Source organism: Streptomyces sp. NPDC054956 (assembly GCF_053609185.1).
This window is the reverse complement of sequence record NZ_JBSGXB010000091.1, coordinates 1-23,748: the sequence shown is the minus strand read 5'-3', so window position 1 is coordinate 23,748 and position 23,748 is coordinate 1. Positions and strand designations below refer to the sequence as shown.

26 protein-coding genes and 1 pseudogene are annotated in these 23,748 nt (G+C 71.3%); 1 reads left to right on the top strand and 26 read right to left on the bottom strand.

Annotated features, from left to right (window positions below; translation table 11 throughout):
• Positions 1-80 precede the first annotated feature (80 nt).
• The 9 genes from ACWGDE_RS16960 to rpsB form a co-directional block, all read right to left on the bottom strand.
• Positions 81-1,112: an ABC transporter ATP-binding protein gene (locus tag ACWGDE_RS16960; protein ID WP_453389768.1), complete on the bottom strand. Its 1,032-nt coding sequence runs from the start codon at positions 1,110-1,112 to the stop codon at positions 81-83.
• A complete protein-coding gene (locus tag ACWGDE_RS16955; protein ID WP_453389770.1) occupies positions 1,112-2,728 on the bottom strand; it encodes an ABC transporter permease in 1,617 nt (538 codons plus the stop codon). The genes ACWGDE_RS16960 and ACWGDE_RS16955 overlap by 1 nt, the downstream gene beginning before the upstream one ends.
• 77 nt (positions 2,729-2,805) lie before the next feature.
• Positions 2,806-3,906, bottom strand: coding sequence for a thiamine ABC transporter substrate-binding protein (locus ACWGDE_RS16950; RefSeq protein ID WP_453389767.1), 1,101 nt, complete (start codon positions 3,904-3,906; stop codon positions 2,806-2,808).
• A gap of 253 nt (positions 3,907-4,159) precedes the next feature.
• Positions 4,160-5,272 (bottom strand): 23S rRNA (adenine(2503)-C(2))-methyltransferase RlmN, encoded by a 1,113-nt coding sequence (gene rlmN / locus ACWGDE_RS16945; RefSeq protein WP_453389766.1) that lies wholly within the window; start codon positions 5,270-5,272, stop codon positions 4,160-4,162.
• Positions 5,273-5,365: 93 nt separating this feature from the next.
• The gene (locus tag ACWGDE_RS16940; RefSeq protein ID WP_453389765.1) at positions 5,366-6,445 is read right to left on the bottom strand and encodes a phosphatidate cytidylyltransferase; all 1,080 of its coding nucleotides are present in this window, start codon (positions 6,443-6,445) and stop codon (positions 5,366-5,368) included.
• Positions 6,445-7,002, bottom strand: a complete 558-nt coding sequence (frr, locus tag ACWGDE_RS16935; protein ID WP_365917467.1) for a ribosome recycling factor — start codon at positions 7,000-7,002, stop codon at positions 6,445-6,447. Before frr ends, ACWGDE_RS16940 begins: the two co-directional genes overlap by 1 nt.
• Positions 7,003-7,102: 100 nt before the next feature.
• Entirely contained in the window at positions 7,103-7,882 is a 780-nt protein-coding gene (gene pyrH, locus ACWGDE_RS16930) for a UMP kinase (RefSeq protein WP_250743872.1), read from the bottom strand.
• Positions 7,883-8,044: 162 nt separating this feature from the next.
• Positions 8,045-8,881: a translation elongation factor Ts gene (gene tsf / locus ACWGDE_RS16925; RefSeq protein ID WP_453389764.1), complete on the bottom strand. Its 837-nt coding sequence runs from the start codon at positions 8,879-8,881 to the stop codon at positions 8,045-8,047.
• A gap of 134 nt (positions 8,882-9,015) precedes the next feature.
• Positions 9,016-9,918, bottom strand: a complete 903-nt coding sequence (rpsB, locus tag ACWGDE_RS16920) for a 30S ribosomal protein S2 (protein ID WP_453389763.1) — start codon at positions 9,916-9,918, stop codon at positions 9,016-9,018.
• A gap of 250 nt (positions 9,919-10,168) precedes the next feature.
• Here rpsB and ACWGDE_RS16915 point away from each other — a divergent pair, with 250 nt between their 5' ends.
• Positions 10,169-10,660: a M23 family metallopeptidase gene (locus ACWGDE_RS16915; RefSeq protein ID WP_453389762.1), complete on the top strand. Its 492-nt coding sequence runs from the start codon at positions 10,169-10,171 to the stop codon at positions 10,658-10,660.
• A 6-nt stretch (positions 10,661-10,666) separates the two neighbouring features.
• Here ACWGDE_RS16915 and ACWGDE_RS16910 read toward each other — a convergent pair whose 3' ends face one another.
• The 17 genes and pseudogenes from ACWGDE_RS16910 to ACWGDE_RS16830 form a co-directional block, all read right to left on the bottom strand.
• Positions 10,667-11,224: a TetR/AcrR family transcriptional regulator gene (locus tag ACWGDE_RS16910; RefSeq protein WP_453389769.1), complete on the bottom strand. Its 558-nt coding sequence runs from the start codon at positions 11,222-11,224 to the stop codon at positions 10,667-10,669.
• A 73-nt stretch (positions 11,225-11,297) separates the two neighbouring features.
• On the bottom strand, positions 11,298-12,134 hold the full coding sequence (gene whiG, locus ACWGDE_RS16905) for an RNA polymerase sigma factor WhiG (RefSeq protein ID WP_385329324.1): 837 nt from the start codon (positions 12,132-12,134) through the stop codon (positions 11,298-11,300).
• Positions 12,135-12,343: 209 nt separating this feature from the next.
• Positions 12,344-13,594, bottom strand: a complete 1,251-nt coding sequence (gene dprA / locus ACWGDE_RS16900) for a DNA-processing protein DprA (protein WP_453389761.1) — start codon at positions 13,592-13,594, stop codon at positions 12,344-12,346.
• A complete protein-coding gene (locus ACWGDE_RS16895) occupies positions 13,591-15,213 on the bottom strand; it encodes a YifB family Mg chelatase-like AAA ATPase (RefSeq protein ID WP_453389760.1) in 1,623 nt (540 codons plus the stop codon). Before ACWGDE_RS16895 ends, dprA begins: the two co-directional genes overlap by 4 nt.
• The gene (locus ACWGDE_RS16890; protein ID WP_453389759.1) at positions 15,213-15,584 is read right to left on the bottom strand and encodes a YraN family protein; all 372 of its coding nucleotides are present in this window, start codon (positions 15,582-15,584) and stop codon (positions 15,213-15,215) included. Before ACWGDE_RS16890 ends, ACWGDE_RS16895 begins: the two co-directional genes overlap by 1 nt.
• A 167-nt stretch (positions 15,585-15,751) precedes the next feature.
• The gene (locus ACWGDE_RS16885) at positions 15,752-16,060 is read right to left on the bottom strand and encodes a DUF2469 domain-containing protein (RefSeq protein ID WP_005311352.1); all 309 of its coding nucleotides are present in this window, start codon (positions 16,058-16,060) and stop codon (positions 15,752-15,754) included.
• A 55-nt stretch (positions 16,061-16,115) separates the two neighbouring features.
• A complete protein-coding gene (locus ACWGDE_RS16880) occupies positions 16,116-16,646 on the bottom strand; it encodes an NUDIX hydrolase (protein ID WP_453389758.1) in 531 nt (176 codons plus the stop codon).
• Entirely contained in the window at positions 16,636-17,412 is a 777-nt protein-coding gene (gene lepB / locus ACWGDE_RS16875; protein ID WP_453389757.1) for a signal peptidase I, read from the bottom strand. The genes ACWGDE_RS16880 and lepB (ACWGDE_RS16875) overlap by 11 nt, the downstream gene beginning before the upstream one ends.
• Before the next feature lie 44 nt (positions 17,413-17,456).
• Positions 17,457-18,392, bottom strand: a complete 936-nt coding sequence (gene lepB / locus ACWGDE_RS16870) for a signal peptidase I (RefSeq protein WP_453389756.1) — start codon at positions 18,390-18,392, stop codon at positions 17,457-17,459.
• Positions 18,352-19,377 (bottom strand): annotated as a pseudogene (gene lepB, locus ACWGDE_RS16865) (signal peptidase I). Before lepB (ACWGDE_RS16865) ends, lepB (ACWGDE_RS16870) begins: the two are co-directional and overlap by 41 nt.
• Positions 19,370-20,164, bottom strand: a complete 795-nt coding sequence (lepB, locus tag ACWGDE_RS16860; protein ID WP_453389755.1) for a signal peptidase I — start codon at positions 20,162-20,164, stop codon at positions 19,370-19,372. Before lepB (ACWGDE_RS16860) ends, lepB (ACWGDE_RS16865) begins: the two are co-directional and overlap by 8 nt.
• Positions 20,165-20,208: 44 nt before the next feature.
• Positions 20,209-20,559, bottom strand: coding sequence for a 50S ribosomal protein L19 (gene rplS, locus ACWGDE_RS16855; RefSeq protein WP_214947866.1), 351 nt, complete (start codon positions 20,557-20,559; stop codon positions 20,209-20,211).
• Positions 20,560-20,693: 134 nt separating this feature from the next.
• Positions 20,694-21,515, bottom strand: coding sequence for a tRNA (guanosine(37)-N1)-methyltransferase TrmD (gene trmD / locus ACWGDE_RS16850; protein ID WP_453389754.1), 822 nt, complete (start codon positions 21,513-21,515; stop codon positions 20,694-20,696).
• On the bottom strand, positions 21,515-22,072 hold the full coding sequence (rimM, locus tag ACWGDE_RS16845; protein ID WP_453389753.1) for a ribosome maturation factor RimM: 558 nt from the start codon (positions 22,070-22,072) through the stop codon (positions 21,515-21,517). Before rimM ends, trmD begins: the two co-directional genes overlap by 1 nt.
• Positions 22,073-22,153: 81 nt before the next feature.
• Positions 22,154-22,393: an RNA-binding protein gene (locus ACWGDE_RS16840; RefSeq protein ID WP_030011889.1), complete on the bottom strand. Its 240-nt coding sequence runs from the start codon at positions 22,391-22,393 to the stop codon at positions 22,154-22,156.
• A 2-nt stretch (positions 22,394-22,395) separates the two neighbouring features.
• The gene (rpsP, locus tag ACWGDE_RS16835; protein WP_453389752.1) at positions 22,396-22,839 is read right to left on the bottom strand and encodes a 30S ribosomal protein S16; all 444 of its coding nucleotides are present in this window, start codon (positions 22,837-22,839) and stop codon (positions 22,396-22,398) included.
• Between the two features lie 170 nt (positions 22,840-23,009).
• The gene (locus ACWGDE_RS16830) at positions 23,010-23,609 is read right to left on the bottom strand and encodes a hypothetical protein (RefSeq protein WP_453389751.1); all 600 of its coding nucleotides are present in this window, start codon (positions 23,607-23,609) and stop codon (positions 23,010-23,012) included.
• Between the last annotated feature and the right edge of the window lie 139 nt (positions 23,610-23,748).

Below are 23,748 nucleotides of genomic sequence, written 5' to 3'. Positions count from 1 at the left end.
CGGGCGGCCCGGGGGCGCGGGGCGGCGCCCCGTTTTCGGGATGGGGGGGGGTGGGGGAAGGCTCCGCACAGCGGCCGCCCCTACTCCCCCGGCAGGACGACGACTTCGGCCGGAGCGAAGGTCACAGCGACCCGGTCCCCCACGGCGGGCGCCCCGACCAGCCCGCACTCCGCCTCCAGCTCGGGCCCCACTTCCGGCCGCAGCAGCAGCGCGACGTGCGTGCCCCGGAAGGTCCGGGAGACGACTTCGCAGCCCAGCCCCTCGGCCGACAGCACGACACCCGCCGGCCGGATCAGGACACGCCGCTCCCCTTCCGGAGACCCGGCCGGTACGGGGACCTTCCCCCAAGGGGTCACGGCCACCCCCTCCGAAAGCGCCGCCGGCACCACGTTCTCGAAGCCCAGGAACCGCGCCACGAACTCCGAAGCCGGCCGCTCCCACACCTCCAGCGGAGTCCCCGCCTGCGCGATCCGCCCGTCGCGCATCACGACCACCCGGTCGGCCAGCGCGAACGCCTCGCCCTGGTCGTGCGTGACGGCCAGCACGGTGGTCCCCAGCCTCGCGAACAGCCCCCGCAGCTCCACGACGAGCCGCTCGCGCAGCCCCCGGTCCAGCTGCCCGAGCGGCTCGTCCAGCATCAGCACCCGCGGCGACGGCGCCAGCGCCCGGGCCAGCGCGACCCGCTGCTGTTCGCCGCCGGAGAGCGAGGCCACCGCGCGGCCCTGCGCCCCGGGGAGCCCGACCAGTTCCAGGAGCTCCGCGACCCGGGCCTCGTAGGACCGCTTCGGCGCCCGCCCGGAGCCCCGCATCCGCAGCCCGAACGCGACGTTCCCGCCCACGTCGCGGTGCGGGAACAGCTGGTGGTCCTGGAACATCAGGCCCACCCCCCGCCGGTGCACGGGCACCCCGGCCTGGTCGGCGCCACCGAGCAGCACCCGCCCGTCCGAGACGGACTGGAGCCCGGCCACGACCCGCAGCAGGGTGGACTTGCCGCTCCCGCTCGGCCCGAGCACGCACACAGTCTCGTGCTCGGCGACGGCCAGGTCCACGGAGTCGACGACCGCGCGCTCGCCGAAGCGGACCGAAACCCCTTCCAGCTGAAGCAGGGTCATCAGAATTCTCCGGAGGTCTTGTCGGGTCGCAGCCGCTCCAGCGCCAGCAGGGACACCGCGCACACCAGCATCAGGATCGTGCTCAGGGCCATCGCCTGCCCGTAGTTCATCTCCCCCGCCCGGCCCAGCAGCCGCGCCACGGCGACCGGCAGCGTCGGATGGTCCGGCCGCGCGATGAAGACGGTCGCCCCGAACTCCCCGAGGGACACGGCGAAGGCGAAGCCGGCCGCGATCAGCAGGGCCCGCCGCACCATCGGCAGGTCCACCTCCCGCCAGGCCCGCAGCGGGGAGGCGCCGAGCACGGCGGCGGCCTCCCGCAGCCGGCCGTCGACCGCCCGCAGGACGGGCAGCATGGTCCGTACGACGAAGGGCACGCCCACCAGCGCCTGCGCCAGCGGCACCAGGATCCACGAGGTCCGCAGGTCCAGCGGCGGCTCGTCGAGGGTGATGAGGAAGCCGAAGCCGACGGTCACGGCCGACACCCCGAGCGGGAGCATCAGCAGGGCGTCGAAGCCGCGTACGAAGCGGCCTTCGCGCCGGGTCAGCGCCGCTGCCGCGAGACCGCCGACGACCAGCGCGATGGCGGTGGCGGCCAGTGCGTACTGGAGGGAGTTCCAGATCGCCTCGAGCGGGGGCACGAGGAAGGTCCCGCCGCCGGCGCCCACTTCCTGCAGCGCCCGGTAGAAGCCGAAGCCGTAGCCGCCGGGGGCGTCGAGGGAGCGTTCCACGAGCACGCCGAGCGGGAGCACGATCAGCAGCGCCACCGTCAGGAGCACCCCGCCGAGCAGGGTGCGCTGCGACCGGCCGCGCGGCCGGTGCGTGGTCCGCCCGGGGTCGACGAGGCGCAGGGCTGTCTCCCGCTTGCGCACGGTCCAGGAGTGCACGCCGAGGATCGCGCCGACGGCGGCGAACTGGACCATCGTCAGCACAGCGGCCGTCGGCAGGTCCAGGAGCTGCGCGGTCTGCCGGTAGACCTCCACCTCCAGGGTGGAGTACGAGGGCCCGCCGAGGATCTGCACGACGCCGAAGGAGGTGAAGGTGAACAGGAACACCATCAGCGAGGCGGCGGCCACGGCCGGGCCGAGCGCGGGCAGGGTCACCCGGCGCCAGGCGGCGAACCGCCCGGCGCCCAGGACCCGGGCGGCTTCTTCCTGGCGCGGGTCCAGTTGGGCCCACAGTCCGCCGACCGTGCGGATGACGACGGCGTAGTTGAAGAAGACGTGGGCCAGCAGGATGGCCCACACGGTCGTGTCGAGGCGGATCCCCCACACCTCGTCCAGCAGGCCGCCCCGTCCCACGAGTGCCAGGAAGGCGGTGCCGACCACGACGGTCGGCAGGACGAACGGCACCGTCACGAGCGCCCGCAGCAGCTGTTTGCCGGGGAAGTCGAAGCGCGCGAAGACGTACGCGCCGGGGAGTGCGATCAGGAGCGTGAGCGCCGTCGAGGCGAGCGCCTGCCAGGTGGTGAACCAGAGCACCTCGGCGATGTCGGGCCGGGCCAGCACCTCGCCGATCCGGCCGAACTGCCAGCCGGTGTCGGTCTTGAGCCCGCGCCCGACGATCGCGGCGACGGGATAGGCGAAGAACAGCCCGAAGAAGAGGAGCGGGACGGCCATCAGACCGAGTCTGACGAGCGTGGCCCGCCCGCTCTCCTTCGGTGCGCCCCTCTCCTTCGTCGAGGAGGGCATTCGTCCTACTTCACGACGAGCGTCGACCACGTCTTGACCCACTGGTCACGGTTCTTCGCGATGGCGTCCGGGGCGACGCTCGAAGGCTTCTCGATCACGACGCCGTGCTTGGTGAACAGCTCGGGCAGCTTGGCGTCCTTGGTCACCGGGTTCACGAACATCTGGAGCGGCATGTCCTCCTGGAACTTCTTGGAGATCAGGAAGTCCAGGAGCGCCTTGCCGCCCTCCTCGTTCTTCGCGCCCTTGAGCAGGCCCGCGAACTCGGTCTGCCGGAAGCAGGTACCGGTCGCGACGCCCGTCGGGGCCTCGGCCGGCTGCGGCTCGCCGTAGAGCACCTCGACCGGCGGGCTGGAGGCGTAGGAGACGACCAGCGGGCGGTCGCCCTTGGCCTTCTTGCCGCCCGCCGAGCCGGAGAAGCGCTCGTTGTAGGCCTGCTCCCAGCCGTCGACGACCTCGACGCCGTTGGCCTTCAGCTTGCTCCAGTAGCTCGTCCAGCCGTCCTCGCCGTACTTGCCGACGGAGGCGAGGAGGAATCCGAGGCCGGGCGAGGAGGTCGCGGCGTTCTCGGTGACCAGCAGGTTCTTGTACTCCGGCTTGATCAGGTCGTCCAGCGTCTGCGGCGGGGCGATCTTCTTGTCCGCGAAGTAGGCCTTGTCGTAGTTGACGCAGATGTCGCCGGAGTCGACCGGGGTGACCCGGTGCTCCTTGTCGAGCACGTACTCGGGCTTCACGTCGGCCAGGCCCTTGGCCTCGTACGGCGTGAAGATGCCGTTGTCGAGGGCGCGGGAGAGCAGGGTGTTGTCCACGCCGAAGAAGACGTCGCCGCGCGGGGAGCCCTTGGTCAGGATCTCCTGGTTCAGCGCGGCGCCGGCGTCGCCCGACTTCAGGACCTTGACGGTGTAGCCGCTCTGCTGCTCGAACTCCTTGAGGACCGCTTCGGTCACGTTGAAGGAGTCGTGCGAGACGAGGGTGATCGTCTTGCTCTTGGGGGCGTCGGTCGCGCCCGCGGACTTGTCCTTGGCGTCGCCGCCGCCACAGGCGCTGAGCGTGCTGACGCCGAGCGCGGCCGCGAGCGCGACGCCCGCGAGCTTCTTGGTGGTGCTCACTGGTTGATTCCTCCTGGGATGTCCAGGAGAAGACGCGGCCCTGCCCGGCGCTCTGTTGGGAGCGGACGCCGGGCAGGGCGCAACAGCTTGAGTGATGACCGAACTTCCTACCCCGAATGACCGGGGCGAGGTTCAGAGGGTCTGCGGATGACGGTCCCGCACTCTCAGCGCTGTGGCGCTCCCCTGTCGGAATATGAAATTGGTTCGGCCACAGGGTACCCCGTGGCCGAATACGTCCGGCCAAAAGCGGAAGCTAGCGCTCCGAAGCCGCCAGCTGCCCGCACGCGCCGTCGATCTCCTGACCACGGGTGTCGCGTACGGTCACCGGCACTCCGTGGCGGGCGATGGCCTCCACGAACGCCTTCTCGTCCTCGGGCCGCGAGGCGGTCCACTTCGAGCCCGGCGTCGGGTTGAGCGGGATCAGGTTGACGTGCACGCGCTTGCCCTTGAGGAGCTTGCCGAGCAGGTCTCCGCGCCAGGCCTGGTCGTTGATGTCGCGGATCAGGGCGTACTCGATGGAGATCCGGCGGCCGGACTTCTCCGCGTACTCCCAGGCCGCGCCGAGCACCTCGCGGACGTTCCAGCGGGTGTTCACGGGGACCAGCGTGTCGCGCAGCTCGTCGTCCGGCGCGTGCAGCGAGACGGCGAGGCGGCACTTGAAGCCCTCGTCCGCGAAGCGCAGCATGGCCGGGACCAGGCCGACGGTGGAGACGGTGATCCCGCGCTGGGACAGCCCCAGGCCGTCGGGCTCCGGGTCGGTGAGGCGGCGGATGGCCCCGACGACGCGGTTGTAGTTGGCGAGCGGCTCGCCCATGCCCATGAAGACGATGTTCGACAGCCGGGCGGGCCCGCCCGGGACCTCGCCGTCGCGCAGGGCGCGCATGCCGTCGACGATCTGGTGCACGATCTCGGCGGTGGACAGGTTGCGGTCCAGACCCGCCTGGCCGGTGGCGCAGAACGGGCAGTTCATGCCGCAGCCGGCCTGCGAGGAGATGCACATGGTGACCCGGTCCGGGTAGCGCATCAGCACGGACTCGACGAGCGTGCCGTCGTGCAGCTTCCACAGGGTCTTGCGGGTGGTGTCGTCATCGCAGGAGATGTGGCGGATGACGCTCATCAGGTCCGGCAGCAGCTCGTCGCGGAGCTTCTCGCGCGAGCCCGCCGGGATGTCGGTCCACTCGGCCGGGTCGTGCGCGTACCGGGCGAAGTAGTGCTGGGAGAGCTGCTTGGCCCGGAACGGCTTCTCGCCGATCGCGGCGACGGCCTCCCGGCGCTCCTCGGGGGTGAGGTCGGCGAGGTGCCGGGGCGGCTTCTTCGCTCCACGGGGGGCGACGAAAGTGAGCTCTCCCGGAACAGGGCGGGCCATGGCAGGTACTCCTTGTAAGACGAAAGGCGCGCCGCAGAAGCAGCGCGCCTTCCAAGAGTAACCGCCCGGCCTGTACGGGCGCCTTTTCGCAGGTCAGCCGGTGCCGACGAAGGCCGCCAGCAGCAGCCAGACCACCGGGGCCGTCGGAAGCAGGGAGTCCAGCCGGTCCATGATGCCGCCGTGGCCCGGCAGCAGCGTGCCCATGTCCTTGATGCCGAGGTCACGCTTGATCATCGACTCGCCGAGGTCTCCCAGCGTGGCGCTGACCGCCACGGCCAGGCCCAGCAGCAGGCCCTGCCACCAGGCGCCCCCGTCGATCATGAACTCCATGCACAGCGCGCCGGCCGCCATCGCGAAGGCCACTGCTCCGAAGAGCCCCTCGCGGGTCTTTCCGGGGCTGATGCGCGGGGCGAGCTTGGTCTTGCCGAAGCGCCAGCCCACCGCGTAGGCCCCGGTATCGCTGACCACGGTCAGGACCAGGAAGGTCACCACGCGCTGCGGCCCGTCGTCGGCGGTGAGCAGCATCGCGACGAAGGTGGCCAGGAACGGTACGTAGAACGCCGCGAAGACGCCCGCGGTGACGTCCTTGAGGTAGTCCTCGGGCGGTTCGGTCATCCGCCAGACCAGGACCGCCAGAGCCGTCAGGGCCATGGCCACCCAGGCGCCCTCGGCTCCGCGGACGTAGCCGGCGATGACCATCGCCGCGCCGCCGATCGCCAGGGGGACCAGCGGGGCCTTGATGCCCTTCTTCTCCTGGAGCCGGGAGGTGAGCTCCCACAGCCCCACGACGACCGCGACGACGACGACGCCGACGAAGACCGCCTTGACGATGAACAGCGAAGCGAAGATCACCGCGCCGAGGCCGACGCCGACCCCTATGGCGGCACGCAGGTCCCGCCCCGCACGCTTCTTCTGAGGCGGTGGGGAGGCGTCCTGCGGTGCCTGCGAAGGCGGGGGCGGCGGGGGGCTGGGCATGGGCTCCTGCGGCGGCGTCTCGGCGCGGAAGAGGGAGCCGCCGTCAGCGGCGGCCCCCCGATCGCGTGCTTCCCGGTCGTCGAAGTCACGGCCGGCGGCATCGGGCACGATGGGCATGGGCCGAGTGTGCGGGCCCACCTGCGCATCGTATGCGGGACCCGCCGGAACCGGCTCCGGCTGCCAGGAAGAGTCGTTCATCAGACTTCGAGGAGCTCGGCTTCCTTGTGCTTGAGCAGCTCGTCCACCTGCGCGACGTACTTCGCGGTGGTGTCGTCGAGCTCCTTCTCGGCGCGGCGCACCTCGTCCTCGCCGGCTTCCTTGTCCTTGACGAGCTTGTCGAGGGCGTCCTTGGCCTTGCGGCGGACGGCGCGGATCGAGACCTTGGAGTCCTCGGCCTTGGTGCGCGCGACCTTGACGTACTCCTTGCGGCGCTCCTGCGTCAGCTCGGGGAAGGTCACCCGGATGATGCTGCCGTCGTTGCTGGGGTTGACGCCCAGGTCGGAGTCGCGGATGGCCTGCTCGATGTTGCGCAGGGCGCTCTTGTCGAACGGGGTCACGACGGCCATGCGCGGCTCGGGCACCGAGAACGAGGCCAGCTGGTTGATGGGCGTGATGGCGCCGTAGTACTCCGCCACGATCTTGTTGAACATCGCCGGGTGCGCACGACCGGTGCGAATCGCGGCGAAGTCTTCCTTGGCGACGACGACGGCCTTTTCCATCTTCTCCTCGGCCTCGAGGAGGATCTCTTCGGTCACCACGTGCTCCTGCATGTCAGAAATGGATGGTTCAGGCGGGCGGGGCCGGTTCGGCCCGGCGGGGTGCGAACCGGCGGCGGTGTGCTCGGTCCCGGAGTGCTCAGGCCCGGGTGCCCTGGTCGCTCACGAGCGTGCCGATCTTCTCACCCTTGACGGCGCGGGCGATGTTGCCCTCGGCCAGCAGCTCGAAGACCAGGATCGGCAGCTTGTTGTCGCGGCACAGCGTGATGGCGGTGGCATCGGCGACCTTGAGGTCGCGGGAGAGCACCTCGCTGTATTCCAGCGCGTCGAACTTCACGGCGTCCGGGTTCTTCTTGGGGTCCGAGTCGTAGACCCCGTCGACACCGTTCTTGCCCATGAGCAGGGCTTCCGCGTCGATCTCCAGGGCGCGCTGGGCGGCCGTGGTGTCGGTGGAGAAGTAGGGCATGCCCATGCCGGCGCCGAAGATGACGACGCGGCCCTTCTCCAGGTGGCGCACCGCGCGCAGCGGGATGTACGGCTCGGCGACCTGGCCCATGGTGATGGCGGTCTGGACCCGGGAGTCGATGCCCTCCTTCTCCAGGAAGTCCTGGAGGGCGAGGCAGTTCATGACGGTGCCGAGCATGCCCATGTAGTCGGACCGGGCCCGGTCCATGCCGCGCTGCTGGAGTTCGGCGCCGCGGAAGAAGTTGCCGCCGCCGATCACGACGGCGATCTCCGCGCCGTCGCGGACCACCGCGGCGATCTCACGCGCGATGGCGTGGACGACGTCGGGGTCGACGCCCAGTCCTCCACCACCGGAGAAGGCCTCGCCCGACAGCTTCAGCATGAAGCGGCGGCCCTTCTTGTCCTGGTCGCTCTTGTCGTCGGAAGCGGTGTGGGTGTCCACGCCCTGATTCATGGAGATCTCCTCGTGCACATACGAAGAAGGCCATTGCCGGTGGGTCCTCGCGGTTCCCTCTACGGCAATGGCCTCCTCGTCAGATCTGCGGTCGTCCTGCGCGGACGCGGACGACTGCTTCAGACCCTACCGGGGTCCGGTGTCCGTCGCGTACGGACGGACTCAGATGCCGACCTTGATGCGCGAGAAGCGCACCAGGGTGACACCGGCCTCGTCCAGAACCTTCTGGACGGACTTCTTGGCGTCCAGGGCGTACGCCTGGCCGAGCAGCGTGTTGTCGCGGAAGAAGCCGTTGACACGACCCTCGACGATCTTCGGCAGAGCGGCCTCGGGCTTGCCCTCGGCGCGGGTGACCTCTTCGGCCACGCGACGCTCGGACTCGACGACGTCGGCGGGGACGTCTTCCTTGGAGAGCCACTTCGGCGCGAAGGCGGCGATGTGCTGCGCGATGCCGCGGGCGACCTCGGCGTTGGGCTTGTCGAGCTCGACCAGGACGCCGATCTGGAACGGCAGGTCGGGCATCGTGCGGTGCATGTAGTCCGCGACGTAACCGCCGGTGAACTGCGCGAAGCGGTCCAGGACGATCTTCTCGCCGAGGTTGGCGTTGGCCTCGTCGACGAAAGCGGTGACGGTCTTGCCGGCCTCGATCTCGGACGCCAGGAGCGCCTCGAGGTCGGCCGGGGAGGTCGCGGCGACGTGCGCGGCGAGCTGGTTGGCGACGGCCAGGAACTTGTCGCCCTTGGCGACGAAGTCCGTCTCGCACTTCAGCTCGACGATGACACCGGAGGTGTTGTCGTCGGCGATCAGGGAGACGACGGCACCGTTCTCGGCAGAACGGCCCTCGCGCTTGGCGACGCCCTTCTGACCCTTGATACGGAGCGCCTCGACGGCCTTGTCGACGTCACCGTCGGAGTCGACCAGCGCGTTCTTGCAGTCCAGCATGCCGGCGCCGGTGAGCTCGCGGAGCTTCTTGACGTCAGCGGCGGTGTAGTTCGCCATGAGTCTGTGATTCTCTCTCGAAGTCGTAGATCTACGGGTGAACGGCGGAGGAGCGCGCTTTTGGCGCGGCTCCCCCGCCGTCATCGTCCGTGCTGCGAGTGCCCGGCGCGTGAACGCCGGGCGCTCTCAGTGGGTCAGGCCTGCTCGGCGTCGGCGGCCGGAGCCTCGACGACGGCCTCGGCCGGAGCGGCCTCGGCCTCGGCGGCGGGGGTCTCGACAGCGGCCTCGGCCGGGGCGGCCTCAGCGTCGTCGGCCTTCTTCTCGCCCTCGAGGAGGTCGCGCTCCCACTCGGCGAGCGGCTCGGCGGCGGCCTTCTCGCCCGGCTTCGAGTCGCCAGTGGCGGCACCGGAACGGGCGATGAGGCCCTCGGCGACGGCGTCGGCGATCACGCGGGTGAGCAGGGTGACGGAGCGGATCGCGTCGTCGTTGCCCGGGATCTTGTAGTCGACCTCGTCGGGGTCGCAGTTGGTGTCGAGGATCGCGACGACCGGGATGTGGAGCTTGCGCGCCTCACCGACGGCGATGTGCTCCTTCTTGGTGTCGACGATCCAGACGGCGCTGGGGACCTTCGACATCTCGCGGATACCACCGAGGGTCTTCTCCAGCTTGGTCTTCTCGCGGGAGAGGACCAGGAGCTCCTTCTTGGTGAGACCCGACGCGGCGACGTCGTCGAAGTCGATCGCCTCAAGCTCCTTCAGACGCTGAAGGCGCTTGTAGACGGTGGAGAAGTTGGTGAGCATGCCACCCAGCCAGCGCTGGTTGACGTACGGCATACCAACGCGCGTCGCCTGCTCGGCGATGGCCTCCTGGGCCTGCTTCTTGGTACCGACGAACATGATGGAACCGCCGTGGGCGACGGTCTCCTTCACGAACTCGTAGGCGCGGTCGATGTACGACAGCGACTGGAGCAGGTCGATGATGTAGATGCCGTTGCGCTCCGTGAAGATGAAGCGCTTCATCTTCGGGTTCCAGCGGCGGGTCTGGTGACCGAAGTGGACGCCGCTTTCCAGCAGCTCCCGCATCGTTACGACGGCCATGGCCATCTCCTTGTTTCTCGGTTTGGTTCCTGACGCCCCTGTCGCGCCCTGCCCCCGCAGAGGGGACCGAGAGACGCTGTCACCTGGCCTGAGCGGCCGGTGCTGGGGCGTGCGAAGTCGACCCGGTGACCCGGATCGCCACAAGAAGTGTACGGGACCCGGCGGTATGCCGGACGACGCGGTTGTCCACAGCCCTCCGGTTGTCCACAGGCCCGGCGGCGGGCCGCCCCCGGGCGGGACCCTGGGCGCCATGACGGCACTCCTGCTCACCCTGCTCCTGACCCTGTCCCTCACCGCCGCGCCGGCGCCACCGGGCACTCCGGCCGCCCCGGGGGCCCGCCCCCTGCCCGCGCCCCTGACCGTGCTCCGGTGGTGGGACCCGCCCCCGACCCCGTACGCGGCGGGCCACCGCGGCGTGGACCTGGCGGCCCCGGTGGGCGCGGAGGTGCACGCCGTCGGCCCGGGCCGGGTCCATTACGCGGGCCCGGTCGCGGGACGCGGAGTCCTCTCGCTGACCCTCCCGAACGGCCTGCGCACGACGTACGAACCGGTCCGCCCGCTGGTGGCGGAGGGAGCCGAGGTCACGACGGGCCAGGTGGTGGCCCTCCTCACGACCGGATCCCACTGCCCGGTCCCGTGCCTCCACTGGGGCCTCCTGCGGTCCGAGGCCTACCTCAACCCCCTGACCCTCCTCCCCCACCCGACCCCCCGCCTGCTCCCCCTGAGCCCCGGCGGCGCTTGAGACGGCCTAGCCCCCGACGCCCCGCAGGGCCATGGCCACGGCCGCGTCCGTGACCACCGACGGGTCCTCGCCCGAGGCCGCCTCGATCCGGCGGACGGCAGCGTCCACCACCCCCTGCAGCAGCATCGCCGCGAGCCGCGGCTCCGCCTGCCCGAGAGCCGCCAACGCCTCCACGATCATCGCGACGAGCCCCCCGTGCGCCGCACGGATCTTCTCGCGCGCCCCGGCGTCCAGCTCGCTCGCCGAGATCGCCACCACGGCCCGGTGCCGGCGGTCCCCCACCAGCCCCAGCTGGCTGCGGACGTACGCCTCGATCTTCGCCTCGGGCGTCTGCGCCTCGGACATCGCCGCCTCGATCTCGGCGGCCCACACGGGGAAGTCCACCGCGCAGAGCTCTTCGACGACGGCGGCGCGCGAGCGGAAGTACTCGTACACGGAGGACCGGGCGAGGCCGGTCCTCTCGGCGAGGGCGGGGAAGGTCAGCGCTTCCGTCCCCCCTTCGGACAGGAGGGAACGCGCGGCGTCCAACAGGGCCCCGCGCTGCATCGACCGGTGCTCGGCCACGGAGGCCGCTCGAATCCTGGGCACGCGTCCACTCTACGGACGTCCCGCAAGACCTTCGAGCGCCCGACCCGGCTCAGCGCCCGACGTCCGCCAGCTTCGCCCGCAGCTGCAGCACCGACTTGGTGTGGATCTGGCTGACGCGGCTCTCGGTCACGCCGAGCACGTTGCCGATCTCGGCGAGCGTGAGGCCCTCGTAGTAGTAGAGGGTCACCACCGTCTTCTCCCGCTCGGGCAGCGTGTTGATGGCCCGCGCCAGCAACCGCCGCAACTCCCGGTCCTCGGCGACCTCCACCGGGTTGTCGGCGGCGGTGTCCTCCAGGGTGTCCATCAGGGAGAGGCGGTCACCGCCCTCTCCGCCGACGTGCAGCAGTTCCTCCAGGGCGACCACGTTCGCCAGCGACAACTGACTGAACACCGCGTGGAGTTCCTCCACCCCGATGCCCATCTCGCCGGCGACCTCACCCTCGGTCGGGGTGCGCCGCAGCTGGGCCTCCAGCGTGGCGTAGGCCCGCTCCACGGCCCTCGCCTTCTGGCGCACCGAGCGGGGGATCCAGTCCAGCGCCCGCAGCTCGTCGATCATCGCTCCCCGGATGCGGGTGATCGCGTACGTCTCGAACTTGATGGACCGCTCGATGTCGAACTTCTCGATGGCGTCGATGAGTCCGAAGACCCCGGAAGAGACGAAGTCGGCCTGCTCCACATTGGGCGGCAGGCCGACGCTGACCCTTCCGGCCACGTACTTCACGAGGGGTGAGTAGTGCAGGATCAGCTGCTCCCGCAGCCGCTCGTCACCCGAGTCCTTGTACGAGCGCCACAGCACCTCCAGGGACGAAGGCGCGGTGGACCGCTCGCTGCTGCGCGCAGCGGGGGGCACCGCAGCGCGGTCGGACCCTGAGGTGTGCTGGGGCATGCTTCGCCTTTGCCGGAGCCGGATTCCTTGGGAGCGTAGCGTGACGGAAGTGTCGCGGTGCGCGAAGAGTACGGGATGGCACGGACCCTCGAAGGCGACCCGACTCGCGCGGGCGACCCGGGACCGGCGCCGGGCGCACGGTCCCGGCGACTGCCACCGGGAAGACCGCGTCTCTCATCGGCTTCACTCTTTCACCGGAACTCCCCAGGTCAACGACCGCCTCGCCGGGTGACTCCGGTTTGTATGCCTCCCGTCGGCCGTCGCGGGGCCAACTGCCAGCCGTCGCCCTGCCGTTCGACGAACCCCAGAGAGTGAAGTTCGTACAGTCTGCCGATGACTTCATCGGTGCCGACGCCCGCCGCGAGGGCCAGCTCCGCCGGATCGGCGAGCCGCCCGGCCGGAAGTGCTTCGAGCACCCGGACGGCGGCCCGGTCCAGCAGGTCCCGGGCGACCACCGGGCCGCGCCGTTCGGGGGCCAGCTCGCCCATGGCTCCGACCAGCTCGATGACCTCTTCCGCGTCCGTGACCAGCGCCGCCTCACCGCGCAGCAGCTCGTGCACACCGGCCGAGAGCCCGCTCGTGGCCGGGCCGGGGACGCCCATGGTGCATCTCCCGAGCGACTGGGCCCGCCGGGCGGTGACGAGGGACCCGCTGCGGTGGGCCGCCTCCACGACGACCGTGCCCCGGGTCAGCGCGGCGATCACCCGGTTGCGCAGGACGAACCGGCTCGGCGTGGGGTGACTGCCGGGCGGCAGCTCCCCGAGCAGCAGCCCCTGCGCGGCGATCCGGCCGAACAGTCCGGCGTGGCCGCGCGGGTAGGGGACGTCCACCCCGCAGGCCAGCACGGCCGCCGTGGCCCCGCCGGCGCCGAGGGCCCCGCGATGGGCCGCGCCGTCGATCCCGTAGGCCCCTCCCGAGACGACCACCCAGCCGCGCTCGGCGAGGCCGGCCGCGAGGGACTGCGCCATGTGCGCCCCGTACGGGGTGCACGCGCGGGCCCCGACCACGGCCACCGAGCGCAGGGCCCAGGTCCGCAGGTTCGGCCGGCCCCGCACCCACAGCCCGACGGGCCGGGCGTCGCCGAGGTCGTCCAGCTGGGTCGGCCACTCCGCCGATCCGGGACAGACGAACCTGCCGCCCGCCCCGGCTGCGGCCGCCAGATCCCGGCGGGGGTCGGCCAGGGCGGCCCGCCCGCGGTATCCGGCGAGCCGCTCGGCGCCCACCCCGTCCGGCACCCCGGGCGGCGGTTCGGGCCCGGTCAGCAGGCGTATCAGCCCGACGGCCCCGTACGCGCGCAGCCAGCGCCCGCCGTGCACGTCCCCGGGTTCCAGCACCCGGGTCAGCGCGGCCCGCGCGAGCACCTCACCGCGCGGATCCGCCTCCCCCGCTCCGGGCGCCGGCCCGTCCGGCACGTCCACCGGCTCCGGCGGCTCCACCGGCTCCGGCCCGGGCCCGGTCATGATCCGGCCCCCATGGCCGCCGTCGCGCCGCGGGCGATGCCGGTGCGCAGTTCCAGGGCGACGGCCACGTCCAGCGCCTCGGGGCGGTCACGGCCCCGCAGGTCCGCCACCGTCCAGGCGACGCGGAGCACCCGGTCCAGCCCCCGGGCGGTGAGCAGACCGCGCTCCAGGTCCCGCTCGGCCAGGGCCAGCGCCCCGGGGCCCGCCTGCCAGCGGGTCCGCAGCTCGTGCCCGGGCACCTCGGCGTTGATCCGCCAGGGGGTGCCGGCCAGCCGGGCCACCGCCCGGTCACGGGCTTCGCGCACCCGGTCGGCGACCACCGCGGTGGCTTCGCCGCGCCCGCCTCGCCCCAGCAGATCGGAGCGGGTGACCGGCTCCACCTCCACCCGCAGGTCCACCCGGTCGAGCAACGGCCCCGACAGCCGGGCCTGGTAGCGCCGGATCACCGAGGCCGGGCATTCGCATCCGGTCCCGTGCAGGGTGTGCCGCCCGCAGGGGCAGGGATTGGCGGCCAGGACCATCAGGAACCTGGCCGGCAGGCGTACCACGCCGGCGGCCCGCGCGATGACCACGTGCCCGGCTTCGAGCGGCTGTCTCAGGGCGTCCAGGGCCTTGGCCCCGAACTCCGCGGCCTCGTCGAGGAAGAGCACCCCTTTGTGGGCCAGCGAGACCGCCCCGGGCCTGGCCACCCCGGCCCCGCCCCCGACCAGGGACTGCATGGTCGCCGAGTGGTGCGGGGCGCAGTACGGGGGCCTGACGACGAGCGGTTCCCCCGGCGGCAGGATTCCCGCGACCGAGTGGACGGCCGTGACCTCCAGGGAGTCCTGTCGGGTGAGCGGGGGCAGGATCCAGGGAATCCGTTCGGCCAGCATCGTCTTGCCGGCGCCCGGCGGCCCGCTCAGGAACAGGTGGTGGCCCCCGGCGGCAGCCACTTCCAGCGCCCGGCGCGCGGCGTGCTGACCGGCGACGTCGGCCAGGTCGGGGAAGTCCCGCCCGTCCCCGTCCCGGGCCACCCCCGTGCCGAGTCCGGCGCCCGGGACGACGAGCCCGGCCAGCATCGGGTCGGGCCTCCCCGGCTGATCGGGCGGATCCTCCTCCGGGACCTCCCCGCCGGTCAGCACCGCGATCAGCTGCCGCAGGCTGCGCACGCCGAGCACCGAGACGTCGGGGACGAGCATGGCCTCGGCCGCGCACTGCTGCGGGACCACGACCTGCCGGTATCCGGCCTCGGCGGCGGCGAGCACGGCCGGCAGGATTCCCCGGACGGGCCGCACCCTGCCGTCCAGGCCCAGCTCCCCGATGAGGACGAGATCGGCGATCACCGCGGGGTCGACCACCTCCGCCGCGCCCAGGATCGCTGCGGCCACGGCGAGGTCGAAGCCGGCCCCCGACTTGGGCACCGAGGCCGGGCTGAGGCCCACGGTGAGCTTCTTCTGCGGCCAGGTGGCGCCGGAGTTCACCACGGCCGCCCGGACCCGGTCCCGGCTCTCGATCAGGGTCTTGTCGGGCAGCCCCACCAGGGCGAAGGCCGCGATTCCGGGTTCGAGGTCGGCCTGGACCTCCACCACCACGCCGTCGACGCCGACCAGGGCGACCGAGCAGGCCCGCGCGAAGCCCATCAGGCCACCCCCCTGACGTGCTCCACCACGGGCGCACCGCGCCGCGGCAGCAGGACTCCGACCAGGTCGATCCGCACGCCGCCCGGGGGCGGCCCGCCGTGATCGGCGAGCCATCGCCCGGCGAGCCGGCGGAGCCGCTCGGCCTTGCCCGGCCGCAGGGCCGCCATGGGGTGCTCGTACTCCCCCGCCCTGCGGGTCTTGACCTCGCACACGACGAGGGCGTCCCCGTCCCGGGCGACGATGTCGATCTCCCCGCTGCGGCACCGCCAGTTCCGCGCGATCACGGTCATCCCGGCCTCGGTGAGCCGCCGCGTCGCCAGCTCCTCGCCGTACCGCCCCAATGCCTGCTGTGCCACGCCCTTCGCGTTCATCCGGCACCACCTCCACCGCCGACGGTCCCGCAACCCCGTCCAGCCTGTGGATCTTGGTGGACAACCTGGGCATTGTGGATAACCCGCTCACCCTTGCGGGTGAACCGTCGGAGGCCCGGCACGGCGGCGGCCGGCGTGTGGAAGGACCGGCGTGGAGCGGCGGCGGATCAGCTGCCCGGAAGCTCGAGATCGCTCTTGTTGAGCTCCTCGATGTTCACGTCCTTGAAGGTCAGCACCCGGACCTGCTTGACGAACCGGGCCGGCCGGTACATGTCCCAGACCCACGCGTCGGCCATCGAGACTTCGAAGAAGACCTCGCCCTGGACCGAGTGCACCTGCATCTCGTAGTCGTTGGTGAGGTAGAAACGGCGTTCTGTCTCGATCACATACTTGAACAGCCCGACGACGTCGCGGTACTCGCGATAGAGCTTCAGCTCCATCTCGGTCTCGTACTTCTCGAGGTCCTCGGCACTCATGGCATGTTCCCCTTCAGCCGTGCGTCCCCCTATTGTGCGCCAGGCCCGTGCGCCCCTAAACGATTTCCGGGGCCAGGTTCACGGGCGCACCCGGAGGACCGTCGTCGAGCAGCGCGCGGAGCAGCTCTGCGAGTCTGGTCGGGTACACCGTCTCATGGGCCGCAAGAAGTTCCTCGGAGGTCCACCACCTGGCCCCGGAGACGCTGCGCCGCTCCAGGTCGGTGAAGCCGCCCGTCTCCGTCGCCGTCTGGCCGGTCCGGGCCAGGAAGTACCACTCGTCCTGTTCCCAGCGGCGCCCGTCGAAGGGGAACGAGCAGTAGCGGTGCCACAGCACCGGCCCCAGCTCCACCGCGGTGATCCCGGTCTCCTCGGCGAGTTCGCGCAGCGCAGCCTGCTCCCGGGTCTCGGACCCTTCCAGACCGCCGCCCGGCGTGAACCACCAGTCGTCCGCCGGGTTTCCCGGCTCGAAGCCGTGCAGCAGCAGGATGCGGTCCTCGGGGTCGAGCAGGATCACGCGCGACACCTTGCGCGGAGCGCCTGCGGCCCCGCCCGGCGCGTCGGCGGACACCGGCCCGTCAGCGGACACCGGCCCGCTCCCGCCTCCGCCCGCGCCCGAGAACCCGTACGACCGGCCCGTACGCGGCTCCGAGCAGCACCAGGGCCGCTCCGGCCACCACCGCGGCCACCTGGAGGCGCAGCGGGCCCGGCCGGGAGGTCCCGCCGGGGAGGGAGGCGTAGGTCCCCGGCCGCTCCAGCATCGACATGGAGGGCCACGCGAGGGCGTCGACGCGCGCCTTGACCGCCGAGCGGGCCACGGTGCCCTGCCCGGCCTCCTGCAGGTGCGCCCGGGAGTCCAGGGAGGCGCCGCGCCGGTCACCCAGCAGGAAGAGGTTGCCCTCGGGCACGGTCACCTCGAAGGGCGTCCGCGAGGCGGAGCCGCCAGGAGCGTCCGCGACGTCGAGCTTCTCCTCCTCGATGTACGGCTCGTCCAGCTCCTTGCCGTTCACGGTGAGCCGGCCGCCGTCGCCGCAGCACCTGACGGTGTCCCCGCCGATGCCGACGACCCGCTTGACCATCGGCGAATCGCTCCACTGCTCGTCCTTGAAGACGACCACGTCCCCGCGGCGCACCTCGCCGCCGTCGATCCGCTGTGCCAGCACCCGGTCCCCGGGCTTCACCGTGGGCACCATCGAGTCGGTCGGCACCGTGTACGGCTGGTACACGACGGCTCCCCACACGAACCCGCCCAGGAACAGCACAAAGCCGATGGCCACGGCGATTCCCGACAGCGTGCTGCCGAGAGCACCGCGGCCACCGCCGTCACCTGCTCGTTTTGCTCGTGTTCCGCCCATTGGAGCGCCCCCACACTTCGGAGATCGTCGACCTGGGCGGCACCCTACCTGCCGGTACGCCCGGCAGTCAGCCTCCGCCTGCGCCACAGGACGACCGGGACCGCTCCGGCGAACCCGAGAGCGGCCGGGCCGAGCCCGACCGGAGCCAGTCCGGAGGCCCCGAGACCGAGCGCCGTGGCCGCGGTCTGCGTGCCGATGCCCGGCTGGTCGAAGGTGTCCGGGACCGGCAGCGTGGACCAGCGGGTGATCGGCCACGCGACGACCACGGCCCGCCCGACGACATCGCTGACGGGCACGAACCCGCGGGTCTCGTCCTGCTGGTGGTAGCGGGAGTCCTGGGAGTTCTGCCGGTGGTCGCCCATCACCCAGATCTTGCCCTTGGGCACGGTGATCGGACCGAAGGGGAAGTCGTCGCAGGGGGTGTTGCCGGGGAAGATGTACGGCTCGTCGAGCTCCTTGCCGTTGACGACGACCGGCCCGCCCTTCTTGCATTCGACCGTGTCGCCGCCGATCGCGATCGTCCGCTTGATCAGGTCCTTCTCCTCCGCGGACGGCATGAGGCCGATCCAGCTGAGGACCTTCTGCGCGACGTTCGGCTCCGGGGTGGGCTCCCCGCTCAGCCAGTTCGCGGGGTCGTGGAAGACCACGACCTCCCCGCGCTCGGGCTCGGAGCCGAACCACGGCGTCAGCTTGTCCACGAGCACCCGGTCGCCCCGCTGCAGGGTGTTCTGCATCGAGTCGGACGGGATCGAGAACGCCTGCACCAGGAAGGTCTTGATCAGCAGAGCGAGGATCAGGGCGATACCGACCAGGAGCGGCAGCTCCTTCCAGAACGAGCGGTGCGGGCGCTTGAGGGCCCCGTCGTCCGTCGCGTCGCCGTCCTGCGCATCGCGCTCGGCGGCATCGCGCTCGACGGCGTCATCCGGCCGCTCTTCACCTTCATCGCGTCCGGACCGCGCGCCTACCGCCACATCCCCCACATCCACTCCTCAGTCGGAACTCGGAAATCCGCCCGCGCCTCATGAGGCACGGGCCCTCCCCTCCCCTAACGAGCGAGAGTTCCCGAAGGCGCGGGAGACCGAGGACACACTATGCGACCGACGCGGCTCGCAAGCGCCTACGGGGCGCGCGGCGTCCGGCACGCGCCTGGTCGGGCACCATACGGAAGGTCGCGGGCTGCTCCAGCTGCCGCCAGTGCCCGAACGGCCAGGCGATGACCACCGCTTGGCCGACCACGTCCTCCGCGTCGATCGTGCCCTGGAAGGCCTCGTCGAGGTGGTAGCGGGAGTCGGCCGAGTTCGCCCGGTGGTCGCCCATGACGAAGAGCCGGCCGGCGGGCACCTGCACCTCGAAGCGGATCTCCGAAGGAACGTTCCCCGGGTTCACGTAGGGCTCGTCCAGCGGTGATCCGTTGACGGTGATCCGGCCGCGGGCGTCGCAGCACTTCACGGTGTCGCCGCCGACTCCGATGACCCGCTTGATCAGGTCCTGCTCGTCCGCCGAGGGCAGCAGGCCGATGAACGTGAGGGTCTGCTTGATCTGCTTGACCCCCACCGGGTCGGGTTCGGGACGGGTGTTCTCGGCGCCGAGCCAGCCTCCGGGGTCCTTGAACACGACGACCTCGCCGCGCTCGACCTCGGAGCCGAACCACGGGGTCAGCTTGTCCACCAGGACCCGGTCGCCGATGCGGATCGTCTGCTCCATGGAGCCCGACGGGATGAAGAACGCCTGCACCAGGAAGGTCTTGAGGACCAGCGCGATGCACAGCGCGACCACCACCAGCAGCGGCAGCTCGCCCACCCGGCGGGTGCGCCGTCTGCGCTTGACCCGGCGGGCCAGCCGGCGCCTCTCGGCACGGCTGCCGGGTTCCTGCACACCGCCGGACGCGGCCTCGGCCTCGGCCTCCTGCTCCGCCGCGCGGGCCTCCGCGTCCCGTTGGCCTCTCGGGCGCCCCCGGCTACCCACGTCCGCCGCCGGTGGACTCCACGGCGCCCCAGCGCGAAACCGGCCAGCCGATCCAGTCGGCCCGCCCGATCACCTTCTCCACCGGCACCATCCCCCCGCCCGGTTCCCCCAGGTGGTCCCGGGAGTCCCGGGACTGGGAACGATGGTCACCCATGACCCACAGCGTCCCAAGGGGTACGACGATGCGGAAGGGAACCCTGGACCCCGAATCGCCCGGGAACAGGTACGGCTCCTCCAACGGGACGCCGTTGACCTTGATCCGGCCGTTCCCGTCGCACACCACGTCGTCTCCGCCCACGCCCACGACCCGCTTCACGAAGTCGGTGTCCGAGGGCTCGGCGAGCCCGAGCGCGGAGGCCGCGCCGTGCAGGGCCTCGCCCACCGGATTGCCGTCCGGGCCCTCCGGTACGAAGGAGCCCGTGCCGTCGAAGACCACGACGTCCCCCCGCTCGGGCCGGCCGCCGAAACGGTACGCCAGCTTGTTGACCAGTACCCGGTCGCCGACCTCGAGCGTCGGCTCCATCGAGCGGCTCGGGATCAGGAAGGGCTGGAGCACGAAATTGCTGAGCAGCAGCAGGAAGACGGTGCAGGCCACGCCGATCAGCGCGGCCCGGCGCCAGGTCAGCCAGCCGCCCCCGCCGCCGGCGGCCCCGTCCCCGTCCCCGCCCTCGTCCGACACGTCATCGGATCGCGGGGAACCGCCTTCTGAAAACGCGAAACGCGACCGCCCTTCCCCCTCGCCGGGGGAAGAGTGGCCGCGCTGCGTGTGAGGTGCTTCGGTGTCCATCGGGAGCGAGCCTATCCGGCCTGCCCCCGAACCCCGAGAGCAGATCAGCGGTCGCGCTTCTCCTTGATCTTCGCGGCCTTGCCGCGGAGCTCACGGAGGAAGTACAGCTTGGCGCGACGCACGTCACCGCGGGTGACGAGCTCGATCTTCTCGAAGATCGGGGAGTGGACCGGGAAGGTACGCTCCACGCCGACGCTGAAGGAGACCTTGCGGACCGTGAAGGTCTCGGAGACACCGGCGCCCTGGCGGCGGATGACGACGCCCTTGAACTGCTGGATACGGGAGCGGTTGCCCTCGATCACGCGGACGTGAACGTTGACGGTGTCACCCGGGCGGAAGGCCGGGACGTCCGAGCGCAGCGTGGCGGCGTTGACGCCATCGAGCAGGTGAGACATGGGATTCTTCTGCTTTCTTCGCACGACGCCACAGGCCGCCGGTGCGGGGTTTCCGTAGAGAATTCGGGAGCTGCGGGACTCGGCGGACGACTGTCCCCCTGTGGCAGGGGCGTACGCGAGCACACAGCAGCCGCCTATTCTTCCACGGTCTGCGGCCTACGCCAAAACCGGCCGTCGGCCGTCGGCTTCCAGCCCATGACGCTCAGCAGCTCGCGGTCCTTCTTGTCGAAGGCGGTGGCCTCGCAACGCTCGATCAGATCGGGGCGGTTGCTCGCGGTGCGGCGGAAGGCCTCGTCGCGGCGCCACCGGGCGATCTTGCCGTGGTGGCCGCTGACCAGCACGTCGGGGATGCCGTGGCCGCGCCACTCCGGGGGCTTGGTGTAGACGGGCCCCTCCAGCAGGTTGGCCATGTCGCCGGGCGCGAAGGAGTCGTCGCGGTGCGATTCGGCGTTGCCGAGCACCCCGGGCAGCAGCCGGGCCACGGCCTCGGTGACGACCAGGACGGCGGCCTCGCCGCCGGCCAGGACGTAGTCGCCGATGGAGACCTCGTAGACCGGGATGCGGGTGGCGTACTCGTCCATGACCCGGCGGTCGATGCCCTCGTACCGGGCCGGGGTGAAGATCAGCCACGGACGCTCGGAGAGTTCGACGGCCAGTTCCTGGGTGAACGGCCGGCCGCTGGGGGTCGGGACGACCATGACCGGCCCGTGCGCGCCCGCCTCGTAGCCGTCGGCCAGCGCCGCGTCCAGGGCCTCGCCCCACGGCTCGGTCTTCATGACCATGCCGGGACCGCCGCCGTACGGGGTGTCGTCCACCGTGTTGTGCCGGTCGTACGTCCAGTCCCGCAGGTCGTGGACGTGTACGTCGAGCTGCCCGCGCGCCCGCGCCTTGCCGACGAGCGAGACGTTGAGCGGCTCCAGGTACTCGGGGAAGATCGTGACGACGTCGAGACGCATCAGGCGTCTTCCCCGTCCTCGTCACGGGTCGAGACCACGATCGCCTCGCGGTCGTCGATCAGCCCGGGCGGCGGGGTGATGACGCAGCGCTGCTCCTCCAGGTCGATCTCGGCCACGATCTCCTCGACGAAGGGGATCATCACCTCGGTGCCGTCCGGCCGCTCGACGATGAACAGGTCCTGCGAGGGCAGGTGGGAGATCTCGGTGATCCGGCCGATCTCGGTGCCGTCCTCCAGGACCACGTCGAGGTCCATCAGCTGGTGGTCGTAGTACTCGTCCTCCTCGGCCGGGAGCTCCGCCGGGTCCACGTCGGCGATGAGCAGGATGTTGCGCAGCGCCTCGGCGCCGGTGCGGTCCTTGACCCCCGCGAACCGCAGCATCAGCCTTCCGCTGTGCACCCGGCCCGCCTCCACCGTCAGCGGGCCCGCCGACGCCGGCTCGGTCCGGAGCACGGCACCGGGCCCGAGCCGCAGCTCGGGCTCGTCGGTCCGCACCTCGACGGTGACCTCACCCTTGATCCCGTGGGCGCGGCCGATCCGCGCGACTACCAGCTCCACTGCTTTTCTCCTGTTCAGACGACGACGGGCCGGGGCGGGCACAATGCCCTCCCCGGCCCGTGCCGGTGACTCAACTACTTCTCAGCGAACCTGGTCCACGTCGACGAGGTCGACGCGGATCCCCCGGCCGCCGATGGCGCCCACGACGGTACGCAGAGCACGTGCGGTGCGGCCGTTGCGGCCGATCACCTTGCCGAGGTCGTCGGGGTGGACCCGAACCTCGAGCACCTGCCCGCGGCGCAGGTTGCGCGAGGCGACCTGCACTTCGTCGGGGTTGTCCACGATGCCCTTCACGAGGTGCTCAAGAGCCTCCTCGAGCATGCTCAGGCCTCGGTCGACTCGGCGGTCTCGGCCTCAGCCTCGTCCGCCTTCTTGTCGGCCTTCTTCGCCTTCTGCGTGATGGCTTCGCCCTTGCCCTCGCCGATGCCCTCGAGGGCCTTGGCGAACTCGTCGAAGGAGCGACGCTTGCTCTCCTTCGTCTCCGGCTGGAGCAGCGGCGCGGGGGCCGGGAGGCCCTTGTGCGCCTGCCAGTCACCGGTGAGCTTCAGGATGGCGAGCACAGCCTCGGTGGGCTGGGCGCCGACCGACAGCCAGTACTGCGCACGCTCGGCGTTGACCTCGATGCGCGACGGGTTGTACGTCGGGTGGTAGATACCGATCTCTTCGATCGCGCGACCGTCCCGACGGGTACGGGCGTCCGCGACGACGATGCGGTAGTGCGGCTGGCGAATCTTGCCGAGGCGCTTGAGCTTGATCTTGACTGCCACTGGAGTGGTGTCTCCTGAACTTGACGTGGTTGGGCACATGAGATGCCACGTGGGGTTGCGGTACTCGGGTGCCCGATGGACGCGTCAGCCGGAGGAGAGAGGGGTCCTATGCGACTGTCGAGTACAGCTAGCCATTGTGCCACACGCCCGAGGTGCCCCGCCCGCCCCGGTCAGGAAGCGACCGCGGACACCGCGACCTCGGGAATGCGGAACGGCTTCATGCAGCCGCCGCACACGATCGGGGCCTGGGCCAGCACGGACGGGACCACGCGCACGTTGCGCCCGCAGTCGCAGACCGCCTTGACCCGGACGCCTCCGCCGGAGGATCCGTGCCGGGCGGCCGGCCCCCGGAAGCTGCGCTTGGTGTCGGCCGCGGTCGCCACCGTGTGGGCCTTCAGCGCTCGCTGGAGGCGTTCCATCGTGGGGCGGTAACGCGCCTTCGCCTCCGGATTGAGCGAGACCAGCGAGAAGCCGCTGCTCGCGTGCGGCTCGTCGGCGTGGTCCAGGCCCATCTCCTCGGCGATCGCGAGGAACCTGCGGTTGTGGTAGCGGCCGGCGCGCGAGGTGTCACGCACTCCGCGGGCGGCTGCGATGCCGTGGACTGCCTCGTGCAGCAGTCGCTCGAAGGAGAGCTCGGCGCCGCAGGCGGACGAGGACTCTCCGATCAGGGACTCGGGCGCGGCAAGGTCAGGCAGCTCGGGGTGGTACCGCTGAATATCGGCCCACGCCTGCGCCAGCTCTGCGGCGAGAACAGGTGGTGTCGTGCTCACGTCGTGACAACGAGCCGGGGTGCCCCGGTGTTCCGATTCCGGGCCATTCCAAATTTTTTGCACGTACCAGTCAGTTCAGTCTGATGCGTCCCGACGAGGACGGGTGCGCATATCTCAGGAGGAGTCGGTACGTAACGAG